This window comes from Vibrio sp. NH-UV-68, from assembly GCF_042940635.1.
GTDB classification, from domain to species: domain Bacteria; phylum Pseudomonadota; class Gammaproteobacteria; order Enterobacterales; family Vibrionaceae; genus Vibrio; species Vibrio pacinii.
Genome location: NZ_CP134976.1, coordinates 530,003 through 555,484, shown reverse-complemented (window position 1 = coordinate 555,484; position 25,482 = coordinate 530,003). Strand labels below are relative to the sequence as shown.

The window sequence follows — 25,482 nt, the reverse complement described above, 5'->3', positions numbered from 1 at the left end:
TTATGAACAAAATGTTGATCGCAGCTGCAGCATCATCTGTTCTTCTACTAGCAGGTTGTGCCTCTGGTCCTGATGAAGCAACAACAGCAAAAATGGATGAGCTAAGCAATCAAGTCAGCCAACTAAGCCAAGACGTTCAAGCTCTACAATCAGAAGTACGTAAATCGAACGATTCAGCAATGGCAGCTCAAGAAGAAGCAGCACGTGCTAACGAGCGTATCGACAACATTGCTCAGTCTTACACTAAGTAATACGTCTTCCTAAAAAAGAGGGTCAGCATGCTGACCCTCTTTTGATTTAATATGTACGTGTTGGCGCAACAATTTCAACCGGGACACCGTTTTGTGCCAAGATGACCGCACGTGCTTTAACGTCAGAATAATCAAACTCTTCTAACCACCAACTCAGCTCTATCGGCACTTCCAGATCGTGTTTTACGCCATCGCTGCGCGTTAGGGGTTCATGCGCTTCTACAAACACACTTCTATCGGGCTCCAAAGCAACTTTAATTGGTTGATTTATCACCCGCACCTTTTCACCTAATTCTACCTTTTCAAATAACCATTCGATGTCTTTTGGATCCATACGAATGCAACCAGAACTGACACGCAGACCGATTCCAAAATCTTTATTGGTGCCATGAATAAGATAATCACCAATACCATAAGCGAGACGAAGTGCATACTCCCCTAGAGGGTTGTCAGGCCCCGCTGGGACCACTGCTGGAAGCTCGATCCCTCTCGCACGGTACTCTTTTCGAATAGAGGCTGGTGGCGTCCATGTCGGATTGGGGCGTTTCTGACTAATGCGAGTTTCCATTTCTGGCGTATCGCGACCAATTCGGCCAATCCCAACCGGAAATATATGAACTTTATTGATTTCAGGTTGAAAGTAGTAGAGGCGCAGTTCAGCCAAGTTAATCACCACCCCTTGACGTTCGACATTGGGTAATATTATCTGAGTTGGAATGGTCAGTACGTAGTCAACTTGTGGCAAAAAAGGATCGACGCCTTTGTTTGCCGCCATAAGCGACAAAAATCCCACATCATACTGCTTGGCAATATTAGCCAGTGTGTCACCCTCTGCCACTTGATGAAACTGAGTACGCCCAACAATACTGCTGCCTTCAAGCGGGAGGTCGTAAGTGGCAGCAAACACAGATGTACTCAAGCAACAACACCAAGCGATAAATTTACGCACCATCGTTCGTTTCCTTGGCTTCTTTGTAGAGGCTTAAGGTTATCTCTCTTTCGCTCTTGTGATCAACGATTGGTGCAGGATATGACAAAGCTTTGGCATTGGGCGACTTCCAAGGAGAGTGAATCCACTTGTCAGGCAAATTGGCTAACTCAGGAACCCAAGTGCGAACAAAGTGCCCCTCAGGGTCAAAGCGTTCGCCCTGTGTGGTTGGGTTGAAAATGCGAAAGTATGGCTGACCATCGCAGCCCGTTGATGCACACCATTGCCACCCACCGTTGTTTGCAGCGTAGTCACCATCCACCAGCTTGGACATAAAGTATTGCTCACCAATGCGCCAATCAACATGCAAATCTTTGACAAGAAAGCTGGCCACAATCATCCTAAGACGATTATGCATCCAACCGGTTTTGTTTAGTTGACGCATCGCCGCATCGACAATTGGGTAGCCCGTATTGCCGGTTTTCCATGCCTCGATAAACGCCGGGTTATCACGCCACAATAGGTTATCCCCCCACGGCGTAAAACTGTGCCCTTTACTTAATTTAGGTTCAAAGTAGATCAAATGTTGGTAGAACTCTCGCCACACCAACTCGCTTTGCCACACCTCTCGTCCGCCCGTCAAAGGGAGCTCACGCTGGTAGGTTAAACGTGCCATACATTGACGTACTGATAAGGCGCCAATAGCAAGGTAAGGCGACAGCAAACTGGTAGCGTTTAGTGCCGGAAAATCCCTCTGCTGATCATAACCATCCGCTCCATCGCTATCGAAAGCACGCAATTGGTCAATGATTGATTGTGTATCAACCGCGTAAGCTTCACTGCTTTCACGAGGATAATCAAAACAGGACTCAAGACACCATGGCGTTACCTTTTGATCATGCCACACTGCGCGCTGAGCAATGGGGGCAACTTTAGTGACTCGCCATGGTTGTTGATACATTTTGGCTAAATAAGCACGTTTGAACGGGGTAAACACTTTGAAGTATTGTCCTTGCTTATTCATCACACTGCCCGGTGGCAATAGGCACTTGTCATCTAGTGCGTTACTTTCAAGATCAGCTGCGTCAAGCAATTCAACAAGTCGTTTATCACGTGCAACTTCATTGATTTCATACTCTTTATTGAAATAAACCCTCGAAGCTGAATGGGTTTGTGCGAGATCAGCAACCATTTGTGCCGCTTCATTGTACGTCGGGGCTTGCGCGTAAATCAGCGGTATATTGTTATGCTCAAGATCTTTTTGCAGTTCGAATAAGCGACGATAGATGAGGTCCGCTTGGATCGGAGCAAGATGATGCTCAGCCCACGTTTGCGGCGTAGCAATATAAACCGCCACCACAGATTCACCGCTAATTGAGGCGTGATAAAGCGCGCTGTTATCTTCTACTCGTAAATCTCGACGTAACCAGACAATATTCATTTTACCCTCTAGTGTTCAATCAAATCTGACAGCAAAACTTCACCATCAAAGCTGTGTTTGATTCTTTCTATTGTTGCGGTCTGAGTTGGGCCTAACGGACGCGAGCTATAAAGAGCCAATACCTGATAAGCGCCTAAACCGCTATGCTCAACTAACCCAGATAAATCATCGACACCATCAATGATCACCACATGCATGCCTAATTGTGAAAGTTTCAATGCCCATAGTCTCGAGCCAAAGTCATTGATAGAATCTGAGCTAATAAACAAGCAACGTCCACTACGAGCCGCTTTGTTCTCGGCATCAATGATGGCGCTCAAGCGCGCAGACAAAATCGCATCCATTAATCCTTTTTGCAGTGAGCGCAAACCAAAACGGACTAAAGATAATGCTTTCACTGAAGGCTGAATAAATTGGCTATCGACCACGTCGAGCGGATACTCTTTTAGCACCGTACTGACGATAGCGTCGGCTTTACTCTTGTTCAAATCAGCCAGAGCCTGAAGAAATTTCGCCACCTCTTCTAACTGCTCTACGCCAACCAACTCGACGCCATCAAGCGAGACATTAGACTCAAGCACCGCTTTGACCTTGCCAATCGGCACCCCTTTGTTGAGCCAACCTTGGATCTCACCGATCAAAGCGACATCTTGGTCTGTGTACAGACGATGCCCTTTTTCAGTTCGCTGAGGTTGAACTAGACTGTAACGTCTTTGCCAAGCTCTGAGCGTCACTGGTTTAACGCCTGTTATTTCAGAGACTTCACGAATTGCGTATAGCTTTTTCTCACAATCCATATCTTAAACGTAACTCCTGAGGGTGTGGTTGCAAGAAGGCCTGCTCAGCCAAATATTCATCCGGATGAGCCGATAAGTAGTGTTTCAACAGCGTCAATGGCGCAAGTAAAGGTAGTAGGCCGACGCGATAATCATCAATGACCTGACGTAACTCTTGCTTTTGATTCTTGTCTAAGTTGCGCTTAAAGTAACCTTGGATATGCATCAGCACATTGGTATTGTTTTTGCGACTGGCGCGGTGTGACATCGCGTTCATCAGTCCTTCTCGATACAGGCGATAAAACTCGTCGAGTTCATACACTTTGATGTTGGCGACAAGCTTACCTAACTCTTTATAAGAGGCAGGATGGTGCGCCATTAAAGTGAGTTTGTATCGCGAATGGAACGCAACGATCTTTCCTCTCGTAGGCTCATCTCCCATCGAGTTGTAGAAGTCATGAAGTGAGAAAATCCGCGTAATAAAGTTCTCTTTTAACACGGGGTCATTAAGACGACCATCTTCCTCAACTGGTAACCAAGGCATGCCTTTCATCAATTCATTGGTATAAAGGCCAACCCCGATGCTCTCGGCGTTGTTCTTGTTGTACACCTTGACTCGTTCCATGCCGCAAGTAGGAGACTTTGCACAAACGATGTAGCCGCAAAGTTGCTGTTGTTCGAGCTCAGCAACTTTACTTTTCGAATAATCCAGCACCTTATCAGTGTGGTCCTGAGTGGGATCTTTTGTCTCAACCAGCGCAATGCGTTCTTGGTCGGAAACCAGTCGAATGGTAGGTCGAGGCACAGGCATGCCAGAGCCGACCTCTGGGCACACGGGGACAAAATCAAAGTATGGCGCAAGTTCCTTAGTCACAAACTTACTTATTTTGTGGCCTGAGTCGAAACGCACACGCTCACCTAACACACAAGAACTGATGCCTATTTTAATCGTTTGATCCATGAGTGGCTCCTTTACATTACTGTGCTATACAATTTTTATTCTTGTATAAGTTTTAGCACAGTTTTAATGAGGTGTACAAAAAAAATATTTGTATAACTTTGAATAACAGTTACGAAATAAAATCCGTTTTCGTTCACTTGGTTAAGCAAACGTTTTTCCGAATCGATTGCTCAATCACTTTCAACACATTTAGTTATCAATGGTAAAAAAGGGGCATAGACAGGCACTTTATGTGAGCTATATCTCATGGCTTATTACTTCATAAGGCTAGTATTGCCTCAACAGATTATTCAAAATCAACATAATTAGTAATCAGAAGCTTGAGTTACTAATAAACTTGGAGTATTGACTATGGCAACCCCTCACATTAACGCAAAACCAGGTGATTTCGCTGAAACCGTGCTAATGCCTGGTGACCCACTACGAGCTAAGTACATCGCAGAAACGTTTTTAGAAGATGTTGAGCAAGTGTGTGATGTTCGCAATATGTTTGGCTATACAGGTACTTACAAAGGCAAGAAAGTGTCTGTAATGGGCCATGGTATGGGTATCCCATCGTGCTGTATCTATGTTCACGAATTGATCGCTGAATACGGTGTAAAAAATGTTATTCGTGTTGGTAGCTGTGGCGCAGTACGTGATGACGTTAAACTTATGGATGTTGTCATCGGTATGGGTGCTTCTACCGATTCGAAAGTAAACCGTATTCGTTTCAACAACCATGACTTCGCAGCGATTGCTGACTACGGTCTATTAGAAGAAGCGGTTAACCAAGCACGTGCGCAACAAGTGCCAATCAAAGTCGGTAACGTGTTCTCTGCTGACCTTTTCTACACTCCTGAAGCTGATATCTTCGAGAAGATGGAAAAATTAGGCATCTTAGGCGTTGATATGGAAGCGGCTGGTATCTACGGTGTCGCGGCTGATCTTGGTGCAAAAGCTCTGACAATTCTTACCGTGTCAGACCACATCATCCGTGGCGAAAAACTCAGTGCTGAAGAGCGTCAGAAGTCATTCAACGACATGATGAAAGTCGCACTAGAAACAGCCATCAACATCTAATCAAAGTTAGCTGCCAACTATCTATTGGCAGCAATATTAATCCCGAGGGGGAGATAGTGACGACTGGCAAACTGCCACAGGACGCAGACGGGTTACAACTCAATTTTTGTAAAACATTGGCGTGTGACAATTTTGGTTTGAGTGATGCACATCGTTATGTTGTGCAGCACGCTAACCCCAAGCGACCTGCGATGGTTTGTCGGGAGTGTGGTGCTTTCCCCCCCTTACTTAACAACCAAGAGGTGCTTAACGAACTGCATCGGTTAAGACATCTCCACAGTGATGGCCTTCCCGCATGTCGTAACGACGACTGTGACAACTTTGGCCTCTCAGTTCATACCCACAAAAACCTTTACCACGCTTTTGGTTACAGTGGCGATCGCCAACGCTATCGCTGTAAATTGTGCCAATCAACCTTTGTTGATAAGTGGTCCGGTGCCAACAAAAAACTCCATTTTCAAGAAAACCTCCTTGGTTTGCTCTTTATGAGCTATTCGGTGCGCGAAATCTGCCGCAAATTAGAGATCAATCCAAAGACGTTCTACGATCACCTCGATCATATCGCTAGTCGATGTCGAAGAAAGCTCGCTATGTTTGATGCACGTTGGGTAAATCATGCAGCCAATTATGAGCTGGCATCACACTATATTACTCTCCAACCCAAGAGCAACAATGGCGTATTATGGATCGCTACCGGAGAAGCTCACAGTGGTTACATTCTTTGCCAGCATGTCAATTACTCGGCCAATGAAGAGCCTGTAGGCGAGGTTGACCATGACCCATACCACTATCCGGCAAGGTTTGTCTCTCGTGATCACTCATCTGAAGCCAACATGACGACACCTGAGCCCTCGCCGATACTGCGTGAACGTATTGATCAAAAATATCAAACCATCCTAGCGCGCGGTAATGTCGAAGACCCAATGGGTAATCTGACGGTATTTAATTACCCATCAAAGGGCGCACTGATCCGACCGCCCTACACCTCGTACGCGCATTTTTTACATGTGCTTGATTTGTGCCAAGAGGACCGACAAGTTTCTATATACCTACCGCAAGACCCGGTTCTACGTTCGGCTGCGCTGAGTGTCTGTTTGCAACGAATCCAACGTCAAAATGTCGACCTTCTGTATGTTGAAGAAGATCAATCATGGCATCAAGATTACCCTATTGATAAAATTGACATTGTCCATATGGGCTGGTGGCGTGACCGCTGGGCAATTGCAAACAATGGCTCGACCTCAAAGGGAATCTGTTACCTAGCTGGCTGTAACAACCAACCTAAACAATGGCTTAGAACTGCATCAATTCGTCAAACGGCTTTCTTCCAACACCGCTTTGAAACGCTTTTTGAAAGTTTTATCAACGAGCCTAGACGTAAGTTACGACCCGGTGGTTTGCTTCCTATGCTTGATATATTCAGAGCTTGGCACAATTTGTGCTACCAAAATAAGGAAGGGAAGACAGCGGCGCAGATGTTAGAACTCACACCATCACCTTTGACACTGAGTGAGCTGCTTGCCTAACTAAGGTAGTGTGACGAGCGCCGTTAAACCGTGCCTGTTTTATTACTTTTAGTAGAGTTCACTCTCTAGCTATTCATATAATGCTACAAAGGGTGTGTAAGTAGAATACTCAGCAGTATAGGATTGATTCATTGGATAAAAGCCAACGGCTGTTAGAAGTCGAGATAGAGCAACTCAAAGGCAGAATAGAGACTGACCCTGAAAAAGTCTGGGCAGTTGCAGAGCAATGTGCATCGCGTTCTGCACAAATTCTCTATCCCGAGGGCGAAATCCAATGTTTGGTGATTATGTCGCGCTGCGCGTGGTGCTCAATGGAGTACCGCAAAGGCCTAAAGTACATCAAAGAAGCGTACAGCAAACTGAATGTCCTCGATACTGACGACTTGCTTCCAGAAATTTTACACATCCACGCGCTGCATTATTGGGGCCAAGCTAAATACTATTCAGCTCAGCAATACTGGATTAACGCGTTAGAACAATCCGCCCTGATTGATGAAACTGAAATCCAACTCGAAGCATTAATCGGTCTAGGTAACGTTTGGCGCATTACCAATGAATACCACCTTGCCAAAACCACTCATGAACTTGCCGTAAAGGTTGCCAACAACGCACGCATTGGTTGGTTAGAGGGTAAAGCGCGAATTCTTTTGGCTTGGGATTACTACCTCCTCAATAATTATGTTGAGATGCTCTCAGTGCTTGATGGGGCCGCAGAAGCACTCAAAGATCACTACGATAAGACGTGGCAAGCGGAGGTGTGGGATTTTCGCGGTCTTGCTCTACTTGGACTCGAACGTATTGAAGATGCCGAAGAAGCCACCAACAAAGCACATGATCTTGCGATACGACACGACTTAATATGGATGAAGGCGCACTCCTTTATCAGTCGAGCGCGCGTTGAACTATTGCGTAAACAACCTCAAAAAGCAGCAGGACTGTTGATTAAAGCCGAGCAATCTGCAGTGACTTTTGATAACGGTGAATTGCTGTCACAAATCTGCTTTCAACAATCACTTGTCGCCGAAGAGTCTGGCGATTACCGATTAGCGCTCGAAGCATTCCGAAAATATCGTCGACATTCGACTAATATGTTGCGTGAGCAAACCGCCCGAGTCAGTAGCGACAAAGCACGCGCATCTAAAAGACAACTCGAACAGCGTGCGCGCAAACTCATTAACCGAATCCGTGGACAACATGAGTTCGATCCTGAAAAGCAGCTGAGCCAAATGGTGTCAGAAACCTATTGGTGGGAACAATTGGTTCTGTTTAAGACCGAGCTCAAACGTTCAAATCATGCAGTCATCATGTTGCAACATTCAGACTCAAATTATCTCGATATTTGTACCGAACTCGCACACTCTCTGTGTAACAAACAAGATCTACTCTCGCGTTTAAGCAGTGAAAGACTGGGAATTTTACTTGCTGATAAAGGCGACGAGGCAGTTGGCGTTTTCGATGTGCTGACAAAAATGATAGAAATCTACCCTTGGCATCGAAAAGGGTTAAATAACGAACTCCCTAAAGTGGTCTATCACGACATTCTTTCTTTCCCATTCACCTTAGATCAACTAGAAGAAAACCAGAGACAGGAAGAACACGATGGAAGTACTGTTAAATAAGATTACCGACTCTGGATTAGATGCGACATCAGTCAGCGGTGAAGAAGCGCTGATTTTTTGGAATCATGCTCGACAACATGTTGCCACAACAGCACAAGAAAAAGCGCAATGTTTAATCATTAGCGCTGAATTTCGCTCTGAGCTAAAACAACTGCAAACCAGTATTGATGAACTGCGGGAAGCACTTGATTACTTAACGCTGCCCGAAGACGCAGAGTTAGTTTTAGAAGTCCGTCATGGTTTAGCAGAACGAATGGTTGAAAATGGTGACTTCCATGGAGCGCTCAATCAGTACATCAGCGCATCAACCATTGCGGTCGACAACGGCTTTATTGATGCTTATGTATTAGCAGTTTTAGGCATGGGTAACTTATGTGACGCTTATGGCGATCATAACCGCGCTCTGCGTTACTACCAAAAGGTCGACAGTATCGATCACGCCATTACCAGCCGTTCATTACGCCTACGTTATAAACTCTACATGCTCGCATGCTATATCGAACTCAACCGTACGACTGCAGCGACTGAGTTAATCAAAGAGTGTGAAGAGCTCAGTATTCTGGTCAGCGATAAAGTTCTGTCCGGTCAAGTATTGCTGTATCAGGCAAAGCTCTATCGACAAAACCAGCAGATTGATTTGGCGATGCAATGCTTAAGCAACGTTCAGTACGCCGCAGGCAATATTCATTCTACCTGGCTCTCAAACATGATACGCCTTGAAATCGCCTACTGTTTGAGCGAACAAAACAAGCCACATATCGCCAACTGGTTACTCGAGTCGACCCGCAGACGAGTGCGACTTTACGCCTCACCGGTATTGAGCCTTAAACTGTGCGACTCACTTGCCGCGATCTGCACGCAAAATAAAGACTATCGAGCGGCCCTTAATTACGAAAAACACGCTTATCGTATTGAAAGCGATCTGATGAAGAAGGTTCCGATTGGCGAACTCGGTGCAAGTCAATTACGCCGCCTATCGCGCTTTGAATTGCAGTTAAAACTGATCTTATCTGAGCAAGAGAACCGTGAGCTCAAAGAGACAACAGAGAATCAAAAGCATACCGTAGCGAAATTACAACAAGACGTGTTTACCGATCCATTAACCAACTTACATAACCGACGATGGCTCGATGTTAAACTCAAAGATCTGTTGCTGCATGATGTCCCCTTTGCACTGATGGTCGTCGATATTGACCACTTTAAGTCAATCAATGATGAACTTAGCCACCTTGTCGGCGATAAAGCAATTGTCAACGTGGCTCATGAGCTTAATACCTACTTTAAATTCCGTGGCGCTTCATGCGTGCGCTTCGGTGGCGAAGAGTTTTTGATCATTCTTGAGCGCTCGACGCTTGAACAAGCCGAAATGCATGCAGAAAACTACCGCGAACGCATTTATCAGTTCGGTTGGCATAACATTTTGGGTGAACGTGGCCTTACCGTCAGTATTGGCATTACGCTACATCGCGAAGGGGAAAATACTCAGCGTACCTTTTATCGTGCCGACAAAGCGCTGTATCGTGCTAAAGCCAACGGACGCAACCAAGTGTGTACTGAATAGTCAGTCAATAGATTGGCATGACCCTATCAACGTACAAAGAATAGCGAAATACCTGCCACGGCGCAAAACGTGCCTATCAGTCCACGACGCGTAATAGGTTGACCTTTGACCGCATAAATCGCGAGCATAAACAGTGGACTGGTCGCGATAAGCGTTTGTGCTACTGCTGGGTTGGCATATTTCAACGCAATCTGTTGTAGCCACAGGGCTAAAAAGGTGCCAACAAAAATCGCGCTAAGCAACCAGCCAAAACTATTCGCTGTCAAACAACGTAGATTACTTCGCATCACAGAAAACGGCCGTTTCTCTACAACCGCGATCACCACTACTACGGCCATCACACCAGCCGAAAGGCGGATGAACGCGCCGAATAAAGGGGAAACGTCGCCAGCCACCAATGCATAATGCGAAATAACAACACCGCTTGCTTGGCAAACACTGGCAAGTAAACCAAAACCTATCCCCTGCCAATCAATCGTTTGACCATCACTGTGAAAGACTACCACTGATACCGAGACCGTAACGATAATAACCCCTAGCCAACTTTGGATAGGTAATACGCTACCCAGAGCAAGTAATGCCAACACCCCGGAAAGTGGCGGCGCTAACGACTCGAGTAATAAAGTTTTATTCGGCCCAATCCGTTTTAATGAGGCAAAATACGCGCTGTCACCAATAGCAATGCCTATCACACCGGAAAGGGCAAGAATGAACAGATGTTGAGAAGACAGCACGACATGAGTTTGTGGGGTAAAAGGAAGTAGCAGTAACATCATCACAGACGCAACAACACCTTTCACAATGTTGAGCTGTAGCGCACTAAAACGATGGCTAAATTGACTATAGATCCACGTTGCCAACGACCATACCAATGCAGCACCAACGGCTGCAATCTCTCCTTGAAATGGCATCCTTTTCCCTATTATTAGCTAAACATAGATCAAAACAATATAACATTAACGTATCTAATGTATTGTTTTTATTCCTATACTTTACATTTGAATAAACGTAATCTTAGATAATTTTGCCACCACAGAAAGGAACATACTTATGTTTTTGGACTACTTTGCACTTGGGCTATTGGTCTTCGTCGCACTGGTGATTTTTTATGGCATCATCGTTATTCACGATATTCCCTATGAAATTGCTAAAGAGCGTGAACACCCGCATCAAGACGCAATACATTATGCTGGCTGGGTTAGCTTGTTTACTTTGCATGCAATTTGGCCATTTCTATGGATATGGGCAACCTTGTGGCGTAAAGAACGCGGTTGGGGCTTTCAAAAACTAGAGGCTGAGCAACACGACATTCATCATAGAGTCGATGCTTTAATCGATCAGGTGACGCAACTGCAAGCAGAGTTAAACGAGTTAAAAGCGCAAAAAAATAGTGCTTTGATGCAAGAAACTTCACGTCAGGATGAGGAGAAAAACTAATGGATTTACTGCTCATTCTAACTTACACCGCTATTTGTATTACCATTTTTAAGGTGTTTAAAATCCCTTTGAACAAATGGACGGTGCCAACGGCAGTTCTGGGCGGTGTGGTTTTGATTGGTACACTTATCCTATTAATGAACTACAACCACCCGTTCACTCAAATAGGCAATCAAGTCTACTCAACCACACCGATTGTTTCTGGCGTAAGAGGTCGAGTCGTAGAGGTTTCTGTCCAAGCCAATAAACCACTTAAGCAAGGCGATGTTCTGTTTAAAATCGACCCGATTCCTTATCAAGCCGAAGTGGCAAAAAAACAAGCGCAAATTAAAGAGGCAAGTCAAAGCGCTCTTGGATTGGAGTCTTCTCTTCAAGAGGCTTTAGCGTCAAAAGCCAAAGCGGTCGCCGAACGAGACAAAGCCAAACGTGAGTTTGACCGTTATCAACGCGGTTATGACAAAGGTGCATTCACTGAGCAACAACTCGATACACGCCGTCAGGCTTATAAAGCAGCTGAATCCACCGTTAATGTGGCTAACACCAAAATAGAACGAGCACAGCTAGCGCTTGAGTCTGAAATTGGTGGTGAAAATACAACGGTCGCGCGTTTGATTGAAGAATTGCGTCAAGCTGAGTTCAATTTAGAGCAAACCATTGTCCGGGCACCAACCGATGGTTTCGCCACGCAATTGGCGTTGAGACCCGGCGTAATGGCGGTCCCTTTACCACTGGCACCAGTGATGACCTATGTTCATCAAGAAGACATCTACTATACGGCGGCATTCAGACAAAACTCACTACAACGCCTAGAACCTGGTTACGAAGCAGAATTTGTTTTCAGAGCACTACCGGGTAAAGTATTCAAAGGCGAAGTGGTTGAGTTGCTACCCGCTATAGGTGAGAGCCAGTTCCAAGCGCGTGGGGCACTGCTAGGCACCGACGCCTTGCGAACGAGCGGACGGGTTTTTGTTAAGCTCAAAATCACCGATGACCTTTCGCAGTACAACCTGCCTTTGGGCACAGCGGTCGAAGTGGCTGTTTACTCGGATAAATTTACCCATGTTTCTATCATGCGAAAGGTTCTTATCCGCATGAAGAGCTGGCAAAACTTCCTCTATTTGGATCACTGATAAAAATTAGAAAGCCTAGAATCTCCTCTAGGCTTTCTTTATTCATTCACTGTTTACGCCAAGTTGAGAAACAGTTCATCATCTGTCATGTATTTATGCTTAAACCCTAAATTGCGTAAGTGCATAAACATGAAGTTGGGGAAACCCGGAGCGAGTAGATCGTTGGGTTGCCATACAATACCGCCCACGAACACATATCGGCCTTGTTTGTCTTCACTATGCAATGAATTGTTAAGATCCGTTGATAGTTCAGGTCTTACCCCTTCTACCACACAAACAATTTGCCCTTTTGCGACGCCAACCACTCGTTGAACTAAGTTGGCCTTAACGCCGCACTTCCATGCTTGACGCGTCGCCATTTCAAATCCGCACTTCCTGACGGCCTTTTCAATATTGACGATGAGATTCATAATCACCTATCTCAAATGTACAAACATCCCTTTAGCATATGGGCCACGCTCACCAATTACGACTGAGTGTTTTAGCCATTTTCTCACCAGATGAAAAAAACTAAAAAATGACCCTCCACTAACCACTGTCCTACACATTGGTTCGCACCAAATGAACACTTGCCCTATCACTCGAATCAATCGCTGCTACAATTTGCTATTAAATGACACGTCTATTTCTCGGCGTTATCGTACATCGATGTACATTAGCACTCAAACAAGACTAGGATCACAATAACAAAACAAATGTGCAGATTAATTACATAATATTGAGATTAAACCCTCATAATTCTGCCGCTTTGACCGATAAATTAACAGATACATTACTAGCCAATCCCAATTAGCCTTCCGGCATAGACGGAATAGGAATCCCAATATGAAAGAAGTTGAATTTCGAACGATAGACAAGCTGTTTATTAAGATGTCGATAAATGACAAGGTATGGGTCATTTTTGCATTGTTTCTAATAACAGTAGCCGCGTTAGCTGGTGGCAGATACTCTCACACACTGCAAGCGTTTGAACAACACACCTTGTTCGCAGCTGAGCAAAGGCTCGAAGGGGCGATAGCCGCGAGCACGCCTGAAAGCTTAAAGGCATTTAATCAGATTCAAGCGGTCAATCGCGTTTCGCCGCCTCGCTACGAGCGAGGCTTAGCCACCGTATCCAAACAAGGTCCAGACGGCAAAGCGTATCAACTAACGTTAGATAAACGTAACCAAGCACAGCAAGTAAAATCTGAAGCGATGATGAGCTTTGGATTGAGCTTTTTATGGGTCATCCCATTTGCTATATTTTGCTACTGGGTAGCAACCTTCCTCGGCGGCGCACTTTGGGTGCTGTACACCACGACTCAACGTATTGGTGAAGGCGACTTAACCTCACGCCTCGGATTCCACCCTGGTCGTGACGAGTTTGGTACCATTGGTTGTGCTCTCGATAAAGCCATGGATACACTGACCGACCTGGTTGTGGTGGTCAAAGACAATGCCACCACATTGAGTGAAACCTCGTCTTCATTTGAACAAGAAATGAAGACCAGTGAATCACAAATTAGCCAACAATATGCTTCTCTTGACTCTGTCGCCACGGCGATGGAAGAGATGACGGCATCGGCAAAAGAAGTGACGAATATTTCTCAACAGTCTACGTCTCAAACAGAGAGCGACTCACAGCATATCGAGCAAAGTTACCAGCGCGTACAATCTGCGATTAGTGAGATCACTAAGCTCTCTGATTATATTGCTCAAGCCTCCCAATCGGTTGCAACCTTGACAGAAAACACCACGCAAATTAATGAAGTCATCACGACCATTAATGCCATCTCTGAGCAAACCAACTTGCTGGCTCTAAACGCGGCAATTGAAGCGGCGCGTGCTGGCGAGCAAGGTCGAGGTTTTGCTGTTGTTGCCGATGAAGTTCGCACCCTCGCAGGCCGCACACAATCCGCAACCGTAGAAATTCAGGCAATGATCGAAAAACTGCAATCAGAAACTCGCAGTATTGCTTCGATCACTGAACAAACCGTCAGCCAAGCGCAAACCAGCAGTGACTTGGTGGCCGATATCGGTAGTGATGTACAGTCGATTTCAGACTCAGCACGTTCACTGATGGATATGAGCATCCAAATCTCAACATCAGCAGAAGAGCAAAGTGCCGTTGCCAATGACATAGCCTCTGAACTCAGTGATATACGTACTCAGTCAAATACCATCCGTAACATTGCCGAGCAATCGTCACTGGGGGTCGCTAACCTGACCAAAGCATCGGTCTCTCTAGCCGACATTCTCAAGCAATACCGCACTTAATCATCTAAGGGGCCAATGGCCCCTTCTCTCTTGTCTCCTATCTCTTATCTCTATTCCTTACCTTCTCACCAGCCGCCGACTAAGTCACAATTTGTCAACACCAGCATTACATTCCATTAAATTCGATTTAGACTAATTACTCAGTCTCAAGGAGAAGCAACATGGACAATTTACTGGCAGATTACCCAGTTATTACTGAAATACCCGTGGCATGGGGTGAAATGGATGCGCTACAACACGTCAATAACGTGGTTTACTTCCGTTATTTTGAAACCGCTCGTCTCGACTATTTCAACCAAATCGACTTACTGGTAAATTTGCAGCAGAGTAAAATTGGCCCTGTACTCGGCCATACTGAATGCCATTACAAGCGCCCAGTCACCTATCCAGACACTTTGCTCATTGGGTCACGAGTGATTGATCTTCAAGACGATCGCTTTACCATGGAGTACCAAATCGTCAGTAAAAAACAAGCTAAAGTCACCACCAACGGCCGTGCAACTTGCGTAATGTTCGATTTCAAAAACAATACCAAAGCGCCCATTCCAGATCAGATCAAGCAGGCGATTATTACTGCGCAAGAGAAATAATCGTTCCAGCAAGGCATTGGTAATAAAACAGCATCCATCGCCGAGATTGAGAATAGGTGTCCAATGCGATTTAACTTGGTATATACTTCGCGTCACCGTTAAACAAACTACTTTATTATTAAGATGAACAAGAGCTTATTAACTAACCTTGTTGCCCTTGCTTTGCTGGCTGGCGGTTACCAAGCAGACAACCAAACCGCCTTTTACGCGGGCTTATTTGCATTTTCTGGAGCCATTACTAACTGGCTCGCTATCCATATGCTGTTTGAAAAAGTCCCCGGACTGTACGGATCAGGAGTAATACCAGCTCGATTCGAGGAGTTTAAGGCGGCCATCAAAACCTTAATGATGGAGCAATTTTTTACGCAGTCGAATATCGACAAATTTTTAAACAAAGAGATGGGTGGGAGCACCACACTTAACCTAGAGCCAGTGCTAGAAAAAGTAGACTTCAATCCTACCTTTGATTCTCTTGTGGACGTGATTGCTAACTCTTCATTTGGCAGTATGTTAACCATGTTAGGTGGCACTGAAGCACTTCAGCCACTTAAACAGCCCTTCGTCGAGAAGATGCAAGAGTCAGTGGTTCAAATCAGCCAAAGTGATTCGGTCAAACAAGCCTTAAAAGAACAATTTGAATCGCCTGCCATGATGGAAGAGATTCAGCTAAACATTGAAAACATTATAGATCAGCGTCTTAATGAGCTTACGCCAAAGCTGGTTAAAGAGATGGTGCAACAGATGATTAAGCAGCACTTAGGCTGGTTAGTCGTTTGGGGTGGTGTATTTGGTGGCCTAATTGGCATTGGCTCATCATTTGTTGCCTAACATCAATCAACACTAAGGGAAGCCGATTGGCTTCCCTTTTTTATAACTTGGCGATCAAATCGGCGTTAACGCCAAAACTCGTTTTATGCTCTTCAATCACCACTTCACTTCGCGTTTGGATAACGCCGGGTAAGGTGCCGAGCTTAGTCGACATAAAGCTTTGATAAGCTTTCATGTCTTTAACACGCACCTTGATCATGGTATCAAAGTCGCCAGATAAGGAATAACACGCTTCGATCTCGGGCATATCGGCAACCGCTTGAGCGAATTTTTCAAAAATAGAGAAGCTAGTTTGATCGAGGCGAATATGGATAAAAACCTGTACATCTAGGCCGAGCTTTTCTGGGTTCAATTCGGCATGATAACCACAAATATACCCTTCTTTCTCTAGCCGTTTGACCCGGTCTGAACAAGGCGAGGTGGTCAAGTTAACCTGTTTGGCCAACTCGACAATCGGCAGGCGGCCTTTTAGATTGAGTGCGCGCAGAATTTCTTTATCAATTCTATCTAGGTTCATGGTTGGCCCAAAATTAACAACGTGTATTGAGCTCTATTCTAGAGGAAAACCGCGCGACGTTAATAGCCGCAAGTGATGTTGACCGTTAAGTTGTGAGCTTATGCGATTTTTGCGTCCGAAAAACGATTCGCAACAGGTTCAACGGCCGTTTGACTATTGCATACTCGGCAAAATGATTGCTTTTCCATCTTAACGTAATGAGCACCTTGAAATAGCGTAGAGAAAGTATAAGACAGGCTTTTTAGCAAAGAATCATGCTGTACTTCACAACGTTTCATTACGACCTTGTGGTGCGTTGTTTTGTGACAACAATGGCAGTGCATTTGTGGCATCTTCGTCTCTCCTTTTTACGCTCGTTATTGATAGTCGACACATTTTGAGAGCGAGAGTTCATAAAATTCAAACGATAGTTTAGAAAACGTGAGTTATGTTCAATAAATAGAGCAAAAAAACCAAAAAAGCCCCGAAATCGGGGCTTTTTCTAACAAAACGTTCGCGATCTAGTCAAGTTCGACTAAATGCTTCTTAAACGTCGCATGTTGCGATTTTACGCTCTGCTCAGGTTCACCTGTTGCCAAGCTGACAATCACGATAGCGGCAATCGAGAAAATCATTCCTGGAACAATCTCATAGACATCGAACCATCCACCAGACAGCTGTTTCCAAACAACGATTGTGATACCACCAACGAGGATACCCGCGAGAGCGCCGTTACGGTTCATACGCTCCCAATACAGGCTCAGAATTAGAGCAGGACCAAAGGCTGCACCAAAACCTGCCCAAGCGTAAGAAACCAGACCAAGGACTGAGCTGTCTGGAGTCATCGCAAGCACGAGCGCCACAATTGAAATGCCAATCACTGCGATACGGCCAACCATCACAATCTCTTCCGAAGACGCGTCTTGTTTAAACACTTGCTTATAAAAGTCTTCCGCCAAAGCTGAAGATGAAACCAATAGCTGTGAGTCAGCAGTACTCATTACTGCCGCAAGAATCGCAGCTAATAGAATACCCGCAATCACTGGGTGGAAGAGTGCATTAACCAGAAGCATGAATATCTTCTCACCATCGTCAATGCCAAGACCTGTGTTGGTTACATACACCAAACCAACCAAACCAACCAACATGGCGCCAACCATCGACAGTGCCGTCCAAATTACCGCAATGCGACGAGCCGTGATAAGGTCTTTGTTCGAACGAGAAGCTTGGAAACGTGCCAGGATATGCGGCTGTCCAAAGTAGCCCAAACCCCATGCTGCCAGTGAAATGATCGCGATTGCCGATAAAGGCTCGCCTTTTGAATCGTTCCATAGCGTCAGTAGTTGTGGGTTGATGTTCGCCAAGTCGCTATTTAACTGACCAAAGCCACCTTCTAGCGCAACAATAGGCACAATAAGCAGTGCTGCCGACATCAACAAACCTTGAACTAGGTCAGTCCAAGAGACCGCAAGGAAGCCACCAAACATGGTATAAGAAACAACACATACGGTCCCGATAATCACTGCGGTGGTGTAATCCAAGCCGAATACGGTTTCAAATAGTTTACCACCTGCAACTAAACCTGAACTGGTATAGAAAAGGAAGAACAACAGAATGAAGAATGCCGAAATTACCTGAATCATTTTAGACGTGTCATTAAAGCGACGAGATAAGAACTCAGGTAAGGTTAGTGCGTCTGTGGTAATACTGTAAGTACGTAAACGTTTTGCGCTTACAAGCCAGTTAAGCCATGTACCTATCAGCAAACCACCCGCAAGCCAGAATGCTTCGACACCCGCAGCATACGCGTAACCAGGTAAGCCAAGCAGTAGCCAGCCACTCATGTCTGAAGCGCCCGCTGAAAGTGCCGCAGGCCATGGTCCTAGTGTACGGCCGCCCAGGAAATAATCGCTTGAGCTTTTCGTTCGTTGATATGCATACACGCCTATTGCTAGCATCATCAAAAGATACGCAATAAACGTTGTCGTAATAGCAAAGCTATTTTCCATGTGATTTGTCCTCTCTAATAATATCGCCTTCCCTGAATGCCCTCTGAATTCGAGGGCAGACTAACGAAGAGTTAGTGGGTTTCACTACCAAGTTCAAGCAAGGTCGCGTTACCGCCCACCGCTGTTATATTTATTGTTCGGGTACGCTCTGTAATAAAACGGAGCGCTAAGTGTGGATCGTGTGCAACAGGAATGTTCACCAGATCCGTTTCAGACGTTAGGCTTACAATGGCGCCAGAACGCTGTGCAAGTAAGCGGTTGATTGTTTTTTCAACCTCATTACTACCCACGTAACCAAGACTGCGTACATCCGAATCGAGCAATTGATGGTAAGCATCAAGCGCAACAAATTGTACTAAGTGAGTAGGTAATGAAGACTGCACATAAGCAGACTCTAAAGCTTGGCTAAGCTCATCGTCATCACTGCATAAGATAACGGTGTTGCCCGCGATTAACGCCGCCGTTAACTGCGCGACTACGGCATGCTTAGCCTGCTGTTGTAATGCATCCTGAATGACAACAGCGACACCGCGACCTGCGGTGTAAAGTTCGTTGGTTTCACCCGTTGGACCAACCAATTGATGAGTCTCAGCGAGTAACGCTGACGCTTGCTCAATATGGTAAGAAACAACGGCAGCCAACTCAGGCTCTACTTGTTGTAAAGCCTGTTTAAAAGCAAGCAAACACTCACTTTTTGAATCAAAATCGGTCAGATTCCAGTTTTCCCAAGCTGAAAAAGCATCAGAAAAACGAGTGACTTGATGAACCATAATTATTCCCCTCGCCTTTTAATTAAGAAAACTGTGCTTGTGTAAATCGATACAGGTAGTGTGGGCCACCCGCTTTCGGCCCCGTGCCTGACAGGCCTTGACCACCGAACGGTTGAACACCTACGACTGCACCAACTTGGTCGCGGTTGATGTAACAGTTACCTACACGAGCGTGTTTCTCTATCCAACGATAAGTCGTTTCGTTGCGACTATGGATACCCATGGTTAGACCAAATCCAGTATTGTTAATTTGTTCAACCACCTGTGTTAACTCATTGGCCTTAAAGCGAACAATATGTAAGATCGGACCAAACTGCTCTTCTTTGAGACATGAAATATCAGCAATTTCAAATGCCGTTGGAGGCACGAAATCGCCATGAGCATGCTCATCCGTCAACGCCAGTTGGGCAATTTTCTTCTCGCTATTACTCATGTGTTCAATGTGCGACATCAACTTAGATTTAGCCGTAGCGTCAATCACGGGACCAACATCAGTAGAATGCAAGTACGGTTTACCGACGCTCAGCTCTTGCATCGCACCTTGAATCAGCGCCGTGATTCGATCCGCGATATCCGCTTGAACATAAAGCACTCGCAGCGCACTACAGCGTTGACCTGCAGAAGCAAATGCCGAACGAATCACATCACGTACAACTTGCTCTGGAAGTGCTGTACTGTCGACGATCATCGCGTTCTGACCGCCCGTTTCAGCGATGAATGGAACCGGAGCCGCGTCGCGAGCGGCAAGAGTTTGGTTGATACGTTGAGCGGTTGCTGTCGAGCCAGTAAACGCCACGCCCGCAATCGCAGGGTGAGACGTAAGTGCTGATCCAATTTCTGCGCCGCGACCCGTTACCAATTGAATAGTACCTGCAGGGAAGCCAGCATCTATCATCAGTTCAACAGCACGAGCCGCGATAAGGCTGGTTTGCTCGGCAGGCTTAGCCACTACGGTATTGCCTGCCACCAACGCAGCGGTGACTTGACCTAAGAAGATAGCCAACGGGAAGTTCCACGGACTAATACAGACAAACACACCGCGACCTTGGCGAGTCATCGACCGGCTTTGGCCATCGAACCCCTTGAGCGACAATTCACCTAGGGCATCGACCTGCTTAGCGTAGTAACGACAAAAATCAACCGCTTCACGCACTTCATCAATACCATCATGGATGGTTTTGCCCGCTTCTTGATGACAAAGCGCCACCAGCTCTGCTAAATGCTCTTCTAACAGGTCAGCTAATGCTTCAAGTTTTTCACCACGTTGCGCTTTCGGAGTCGCTTGCCAGCTTGGAAATGCTTGCTGCGCACCCTCAATCGCAGCGGAAACATGATCAAGTGTGGCAAAAGCTATTTTACCCACTTCAATACGTCGGTCGTATGGTGCAGTGACGACTTCAGTATTAAGATTTTCCTTGATCATGCTTTCAGCGAGTAATTTATTGTTGATTACCGGACCACCAATCCATTGCTTACTAAGAAAACTCTCAACTTCATGCTCGAACGGCTTAGCTTCACTTTCGATATCGATGTTGACGCCAGCAGAGTTTTTACGCTCTGGGAAAATATCCATTGGCAGTGGGATACTGGTGTTATTAAAGCTGTCGAACGCCAACAGCATATCAACCGGGTGCTGAGTTAAACTGTCGATAGGACAGCGCGCATCGACCAAACGGTGAACAAATGAGCTGTTCGCGCCATTTTCAAGCAAACGGCGAACCAGATACGGCAGCAAATCTTTATGGCTACCAACCGGGGCGTAAATGCGAACAGATTGTTGATATGCGCTCATGGCGTGGTTATATAACGAGTCGCCCATGCCATGCAGACGTTGAAATTCAAAGTCTTTATGTGTTGCCATGACCGCGATTGAGGTCACCGTCTGCGCGTTATGACTGGCAAACTGCGGGAAAATATTACCGCGAACGTGGTCACTCAATAGAAAACGCGCGCAGGCTAGATAAGCCACGTCGGTCGCTTCTTTACGAGTATAGACAGGATAATTAGCGTAGCCCGCTTGCTGAGACCATTTGATTTCGCTGTCCCAGTACGCCCCTTTCACCAAGCGAAGTGGGATCAAATCACCCTGCTCTTTCGCTAGGCGGTTTAGCCAAACAAGAACTGGCAAAGCACGTTTAGAGTAGGCTTGAATAACCAGACCAAACTTGCCCCAGCCCTTAACTAATTCACTACGGTAAACTTTTTCAAATAACCTTAAAGAGAGCTCAAGACGGTCAGCTTCTTCGGCATCAATCGTAATCGCGACATCTAACTCAACGGCACGGCGTAGAAGTTGTTGTAACGTATCGTATAGCTCGGTCAATACACGCGCTTCATTGGCCACTTCGTAGCGTGGGTGCAACGCAGATAACTTAATCGAAACCGAGGGCGCTGGACTTTTGTCAAAAGCGTAGGTATCTCGACCCACCGCTTCGATCGCCATTAGATAATCTTTGAAATATTTATTTGCATCGGCCGTCGTTAACGCCGCTTCACCCAACATATCGTAAGAGTAAGTGAAGCCTTTATCGCGCATCGCTTTGCCATTCTTCTGCGCTTCTGCAATGCTGCGACCTAGGACAAACTGATGACCCATGACTTTCATTGCCTGATGCATCGCCTTACGAATCACAGGTTCTGACATCTTGTTAACTAAGCGGTTAACGGCACTGACTGGGCTTTGTGCTTCATTTTCAGACAGGCCAACCACCTTCCCAGTCAGCATTAATCCCCAAGTTGAAGCGTTAACGAATACTGAGTCTGAATTTTTCAGGTGAGATTTCCAATCAGCCACAGTGAGTTTATCGCGAATCAACGCGTCAGCGGTGGCGGCATCAGGAATACGCATTAGCGCTTCAGCAAGACACATTAACAAGATACCTTCGTGGGTATCCAGACTATATTCAAGCAGTAGCGCATCAATCATTTGAATTGACTTTTTATCTGCTCGAATCGCTTTAATCAGATCCGTTGTCTTGACTGTAATCTGTTCTTTTTCAGCATCGGTTGGCATTGCCAAAGGCAGCAATTGGTTTAGCCATTGTGATTCGTCCACCATGTATAGTGGCGAGATCAATGACCAAAGCTCATTAAGCGGTTGCTCAACGAACTCAGCATTCAACACATCAGTTGCTGTAAACATGCGTTTTCCTCAATCTCAGACCTGAAATCATTTCAGGTTTCCTACAGTGGCAAGCAGTGTATTTTGAGCTTGAGAAGATTACTTGTCAAAAACTCCGAGTTTTTTGCTAAAAACTCTGATTTTTAACAAAACAAAAACAGAGTCACACTCAAATGAGTAAAATATTATCTCGATTGCGTTATCTTATTTAACCGAATTGTTTCTTGTACTGAGAAGGTGACATACCTTGAAGGCGAGAAAAAGAGTGAGTAAAGGTGCTTTGACCAGAAAAACCGGTGAACTCCGCAACCTGACCAAGGGTAAGGTTGCCTTGCTCGATAAATTGCTTAGCCATATCAATTCGCTTACCAAGCACATACTGATGTGGCGTAATGCCCATCTGCTCTTTAAACAGTGAATGGAATTGACTTTCACCAAGAAAGACGCTGCCTGCTAACTGGGTGACAGAAATTCTTTGAGTGAGATGTTGTTCAATGTAACGATCGATTGCTTCTAGATCGAAACGTGAGTCTTTACGCGACGTTTCAAATGCCGACATGTGGCGCTGTAAAAGCGCCACAACCGTGTCATTGCAAGCTCGGCTGAGCAATAAGTCATCAGGATTCGCTTGCATTTCTGCGACCAACATCTGGATTAATTTTTGGATTTGTCCATCCAGTTTAAAGTAGGTCTCTTTTTGGTTCAGCTCGTTGAGACGCTGTAGCAGCATTGCATCACCTTCTTTAGGCAAGGGCATGTTAAGCACCAAAATGTCAGATTGACCGACCACACCACCAAATGCGTGTCCCGTCCCCGACGTCACAACGCAACCTTGGCCTGGGCCAACCAAATTACCATAACCACTGACCTCAAATTCTGCTTGGCCTTTCAAGCCAATGACAACTTGGGTGTAATTATGATCATGACACTCCATGTAAGAAGGCAAAGTGATAATTTGGGCAGGTTTAGGCGACAATTCTTTGGCAGTCGATGCTTCACTTGGCGGTTTATTTGCGCGAGACATAGCAGATCACGAAAAAAGTTATCAGTGGGTTTCGGCATGGTATAACAAAAGTGACGTAACTCGAAATTACTATTAATCAATTATAAAATAGGTTGCACAGCTCGAATCAGGGTTATCGCTCAATATCACTTTGTGCTGGTTAAAAAAACGCCAATCAAAACACTGGAAGAATGATCAAGTGCACATAAATTACGGCTCATGTCACTTCTATCCGCTTTAGCCATTCTGGATCAAAAATCTTTACTTGCATATTTCTTGAATGCGCCCAAAATGGAATATGTATTAGATAAGTTTATCTCTAATTATGATAAACTTAGGTAACACTCTCTTCGAGTAGAGTGATAGAAATGGAAGAAAGAGACCTTTGCAAGGCATCTGAACAATGGACTGTCAAAAGTTTGTCTTTTTCCTAATGTAAGTTGCATATATTGTAGATATGCACTGATTTGATTATTTTACATTGGTTGTTTAAACGTTAATTGTTGCAGGGACTTATGATCATACGTCGCATCGCAGCGCTTTTGCTTGCGCTAAGCCCTATTTGGGTTTCGACTTCGATTTTTGCACAAGAAAGTGTACAGGCTGATCCTGTTGCTGAAATCGAAACTAAATTAGAAACTAAAGAAGCTGAATTGGGCACTATGGCTGCAGAGTTTGACTCTGAAGCTGAACGTCTCCAACAACTTCGAAACGAACAAGATAAGCTTGAGCGCCAAGAGCAAGAGCTCAACGCAAAGCGAAATCGAGCTAAGTCAGCTTTGGACAAACAATATAGCCGTCTTTTAGATGATCCAGAGATCGACTTAGTTTCTTTTCAAAAAGCTTATCAAGACGCTTGGACTGAAGTTAAGGATAACCAGTCAGCGATTCTTGAAAACCAACAAGCCATCACTGAAAGTGAAATGCGCTTGTCTCAGGTCAAACAAAAGCAAGCACGCCTAAACAGCGAACTTTCTTACCTGCAAGAGCAAAGAGTTGAGGCACGTGTAAAACGCTTAGCGGCTGAACTACGTGAAAGTGATGTGTTGGAGACCAGCTACAAAACCACCTGTTCATCAACGATGACGATTGGCGAGTGTAAGAACCAAGGTCACTATTTAACCAAGCAAAAAGCGGTCAAAGCTTTCAAAGCTAAGTTGATGGATAGACTTACTGAATCTAACATCGCGAAGCAGAATGCCAAAGACGTTCAGCTCAATGTACATGTTCAGGAAAACCAAGTGATCCGTTCTGGTTTCGAAGGAAGCAACGACTATTACACAGAGATGCGTTCACAACTGCAGGCACGCCCTGAGGCGTCAGCGGCTTGTAAGCTGCTAAACGTGTCGTCTCGCTACTGTTTAAAAGGCGAACAAACAGCAGACAACAAGAAGCAAGACAAAAACTGGGTCAACGTAACGGTACGTTCTGATCAGTTTGACGATGATGTCGTGATTAATGGTATTAACTACGGGAGTACTCCTGTTGAAGTTGTACTGCCTCGTGGTCAACACCAAGTCACGGTATCAAAAAACGGATTTGAAACTTATAACCGCGTGATCAGTGTCAATAGTAGTGACACGGTTTGGGTTAAGCTTCGTCCAAGTGGCTAACGATTGTTTTACCAATCTGATTCACAAAGATGAACGAAAGCGCCATTTTGATCTTAAGTTATTCATTGATAACTTAAGACAAAGTGGCGTTTTCGTTTAGAATA

22 protein-coding genes are annotated in these 25,482 nt (G+C 45.3%); 11 read left to right on the top strand and 11 right to left on the bottom strand.

What is annotated here, in order from left to right; translation table 11 throughout:
• Positions 1-2: 2 nt before the first annotated feature.
• Positions 3-251, top strand: a complete 249-nt coding sequence (locus tag ViNHUV68_RS16890) for an Lpp/OprI family alanine-zipper lipoprotein (protein ID WP_038177420.1) — start codon at positions 3-5, stop codon at positions 249-251.
• A 46-nt stretch (positions 252-297) separates the two neighbouring features.
• On the opposite strand, the gene ViNHUV68_RS16885 is transcribed toward ViNHUV68_RS16890, so the two are convergent.
• Genes ViNHUV68_RS16885 through ViNHUV68_RS16870 form a run of 4 tightly spaced genes read right to left on the bottom strand, consistent with a single transcriptional unit; the run spans position 298 to position 4,357 of the window.
• Complete coding sequence (locus ViNHUV68_RS16885) at positions 298-1,203, bottom strand: L,D-transpeptidase family protein (protein ID WP_038177422.1); 906 nt, start codon at positions 1,201-1,203, stop codon at positions 298-300.
• Positions 1,193-2,620 carry a deoxyribodipyrimidine photo-lyase gene (phrB, locus tag ViNHUV68_RS16880; RefSeq protein ID WP_391091737.1) on the bottom strand — a complete coding sequence of 476 codons (1,428 nt, stop codon included), beginning with the start codon at positions 2,618-2,620 and terminating at the stop codon, positions 1,193-1,195. The genes ViNHUV68_RS16885 and phrB overlap by 11 nt, the downstream gene beginning before the upstream one ends.
• Before the next feature lie 8 nt (positions 2,621-2,628).
• Positions 2,629-3,417, bottom strand: a complete 789-nt coding sequence (locus ViNHUV68_RS16875) for a MerR family transcriptional regulator (protein WP_391091735.1) — start codon at positions 3,415-3,417, stop codon at positions 2,629-2,631.
• Positions 3,407-4,357: a DUF1722 domain-containing protein gene (locus tag ViNHUV68_RS16870; protein ID WP_391091733.1), complete on the bottom strand. Its 951-nt coding sequence runs from the start codon at positions 4,355-4,357 to the stop codon at positions 3,407-3,409. Before ViNHUV68_RS16870 ends, ViNHUV68_RS16875 begins: the two co-directional genes overlap by 11 nt.
• A gap of 351 nt (positions 4,358-4,708) precedes the next feature.
• On the opposite strand from ViNHUV68_RS16870, the gene deoD reads away from it, so the two are divergent.
• From deoD to ViNHUV68_RS16850, 4 genes are all read left to right on the top strand, one after another.
• A complete protein-coding gene (gene deoD / locus ViNHUV68_RS16865; protein WP_038177427.1) occupies positions 4,709-5,419 on the top strand; it encodes a purine-nucleoside phosphorylase in 711 nt (236 codons plus the stop codon).
• 56 nt (positions 5,420-5,475) lie between these two features.
• Positions 5,476-6,945, top strand: a complete 1,470-nt coding sequence (locus ViNHUV68_RS16860) for a lactate dehydrogenase (RefSeq protein ID WP_038177428.1) — start codon at positions 5,476-5,478, stop codon at positions 6,943-6,945.
• Positions 6,946-7,076: 131 nt separating this feature from the next.
• Positions 7,077-8,564, top strand: a complete 1,488-nt coding sequence (locus ViNHUV68_RS16855; RefSeq protein ID WP_391091731.1) for a hypothetical protein — start codon at positions 7,077-7,079, stop codon at positions 8,562-8,564.
• Positions 8,545-10,125 carry a GGDEF domain-containing protein gene (locus tag ViNHUV68_RS16850; RefSeq protein ID WP_038177431.1) on the top strand — a complete coding sequence of 527 codons (1,581 nt, stop codon included), beginning with the start codon at positions 8,545-8,547 and terminating at the stop codon, positions 10,123-10,125. Before ViNHUV68_RS16855 ends, ViNHUV68_RS16850 begins: the two co-directional genes overlap by 20 nt.
• Before the next feature lie 26 nt (positions 10,126-10,151).
• Here ViNHUV68_RS16850 and ViNHUV68_RS16845 read toward each other — a convergent pair whose 3' ends face one another.
• A complete protein-coding gene (locus tag ViNHUV68_RS16845) occupies positions 10,152-11,036 on the bottom strand; it encodes an EamA family transporter (protein WP_391091728.1) in 885 nt (294 codons plus the stop codon).
• A gap of 139 nt (positions 11,037-11,175) precedes the next feature.
• Here ViNHUV68_RS16845 and ViNHUV68_RS16840 point away from each other — a divergent pair, with 139 nt between their 5' ends.
• On the top strand, positions 11,176-11,562 hold the full coding sequence (locus ViNHUV68_RS16840; protein WP_038177433.1) for a DUF3302 domain-containing protein: 387 nt from the start codon (positions 11,176-11,178) through the stop codon (positions 11,560-11,562).
• The gene (locus tag ViNHUV68_RS16835) at positions 11,562-12,692 is read left to right on the top strand and encodes an HlyD family secretion protein (RefSeq protein WP_038177435.1); all 1,131 of its coding nucleotides are present in this window, start codon (positions 11,562-11,564) and stop codon (positions 12,690-12,692) included. Before ViNHUV68_RS16840 ends, ViNHUV68_RS16835 begins: the two co-directional genes overlap by 1 nt.
• Positions 12,693-12,745: 53 nt before the next feature.
• Here the strand turns inward: ViNHUV68_RS16835 and ViNHUV68_RS16830 are convergent, their stop codons facing one another.
• Entirely contained in the window at positions 12,746-13,102 is a 357-nt protein-coding gene (locus ViNHUV68_RS16830) for a hypothetical protein (protein WP_038177436.1), read from the bottom strand.
• A gap of 415 nt (positions 13,103-13,517) precedes the next feature.
• Between ViNHUV68_RS16830 and ViNHUV68_RS16825 the strand changes: the two genes are divergently transcribed.
• From ViNHUV68_RS16825 to ViNHUV68_RS16815, 3 genes are all read left to right on the top strand, one after another.
• On the top strand, positions 13,518-14,948 hold the full coding sequence (locus ViNHUV68_RS16825) for a methyl-accepting chemotaxis protein (RefSeq protein WP_391091726.1): 1,431 nt from the start codon (positions 13,518-13,520) through the stop codon (positions 14,946-14,948).
• Between the two features lie 161 nt (positions 14,949-15,109).
• Positions 15,110-15,538 carry a thioesterase family protein gene (locus ViNHUV68_RS16820; protein ID WP_391091724.1) on the top strand — a complete coding sequence of 143 codons (429 nt, stop codon included), beginning with the start codon at positions 15,110-15,112 and terminating at the stop codon, positions 15,536-15,538.
• A 123-nt stretch (positions 15,539-15,661) separates the two neighbouring features.
• Entirely contained in the window at positions 15,662-16,366 is a 705-nt protein-coding gene (locus tag ViNHUV68_RS16815; protein WP_038177440.1) for a DUF445 domain-containing protein, read from the top strand.
• A 40-nt stretch (positions 16,367-16,406) separates the two neighbouring features.
• Here the strand turns inward: ViNHUV68_RS16815 and ViNHUV68_RS16810 are convergent, their stop codons facing one another.
• The 5 genes from ViNHUV68_RS16810 to ViNHUV68_RS16790 form a co-directional block, all read right to left on the bottom strand.
• Positions 16,407-16,883: an Lrp/AsnC family transcriptional regulator gene (locus ViNHUV68_RS16810; RefSeq protein WP_038177441.1), complete on the bottom strand. Its 477-nt coding sequence runs from the start codon at positions 16,881-16,883 to the stop codon at positions 16,407-16,409.
• Positions 16,884-17,383: 500 nt separating this feature from the next.
• Positions 17,384-18,871 (bottom strand): sodium/proline symporter PutP, encoded by a 1,488-nt coding sequence (putP, locus tag ViNHUV68_RS16805; protein WP_391091721.1) that lies wholly within the window; start codon positions 18,869-18,871, stop codon positions 17,384-17,386.
• Positions 18,872-18,942: 71 nt separating this feature from the next.
• Complete coding sequence (locus ViNHUV68_RS16800) at positions 18,943-19,641, bottom strand: 1-pyrroline-5-carboxylate dehydrogenase (RefSeq protein WP_038177446.1); 699 nt, start codon at positions 19,639-19,641, stop codon at positions 18,943-18,945.
• Between the two features lie 22 nt (positions 19,642-19,663).
• On the bottom strand, positions 19,664-22,783 hold the full coding sequence (gene putA, locus ViNHUV68_RS16795) for a bifunctional proline dehydrogenase/L-glutamate gamma-semialdehyde dehydrogenase PutA (protein WP_391091719.1): 3,120 nt from the start codon (positions 22,781-22,783) through the stop codon (positions 19,664-19,666).
• Positions 22,784-22,970: 187 nt separating this feature from the next.
• Positions 22,971-23,786 (bottom strand): AraC family transcriptional regulator, encoded by an 816-nt coding sequence (locus ViNHUV68_RS16790; protein ID WP_391091718.1) that lies wholly within the window; start codon positions 23,784-23,786, stop codon positions 22,971-22,973.
• Positions 23,787-24,280: 494 nt separating this feature from the next.
• Here ViNHUV68_RS16790 and ViNHUV68_RS16785 point away from each other — a divergent pair, with 494 nt between their 5' ends.
• Positions 24,281-25,378 carry a PEGA domain-containing protein gene (locus ViNHUV68_RS16785; protein WP_391091716.1) on the top strand — a complete coding sequence of 366 codons (1,098 nt, stop codon included), beginning with the start codon at positions 24,281-24,283 and terminating at the stop codon, positions 25,376-25,378.
• Positions 25,379-25,482 lie beyond the last annotated feature (104 nt).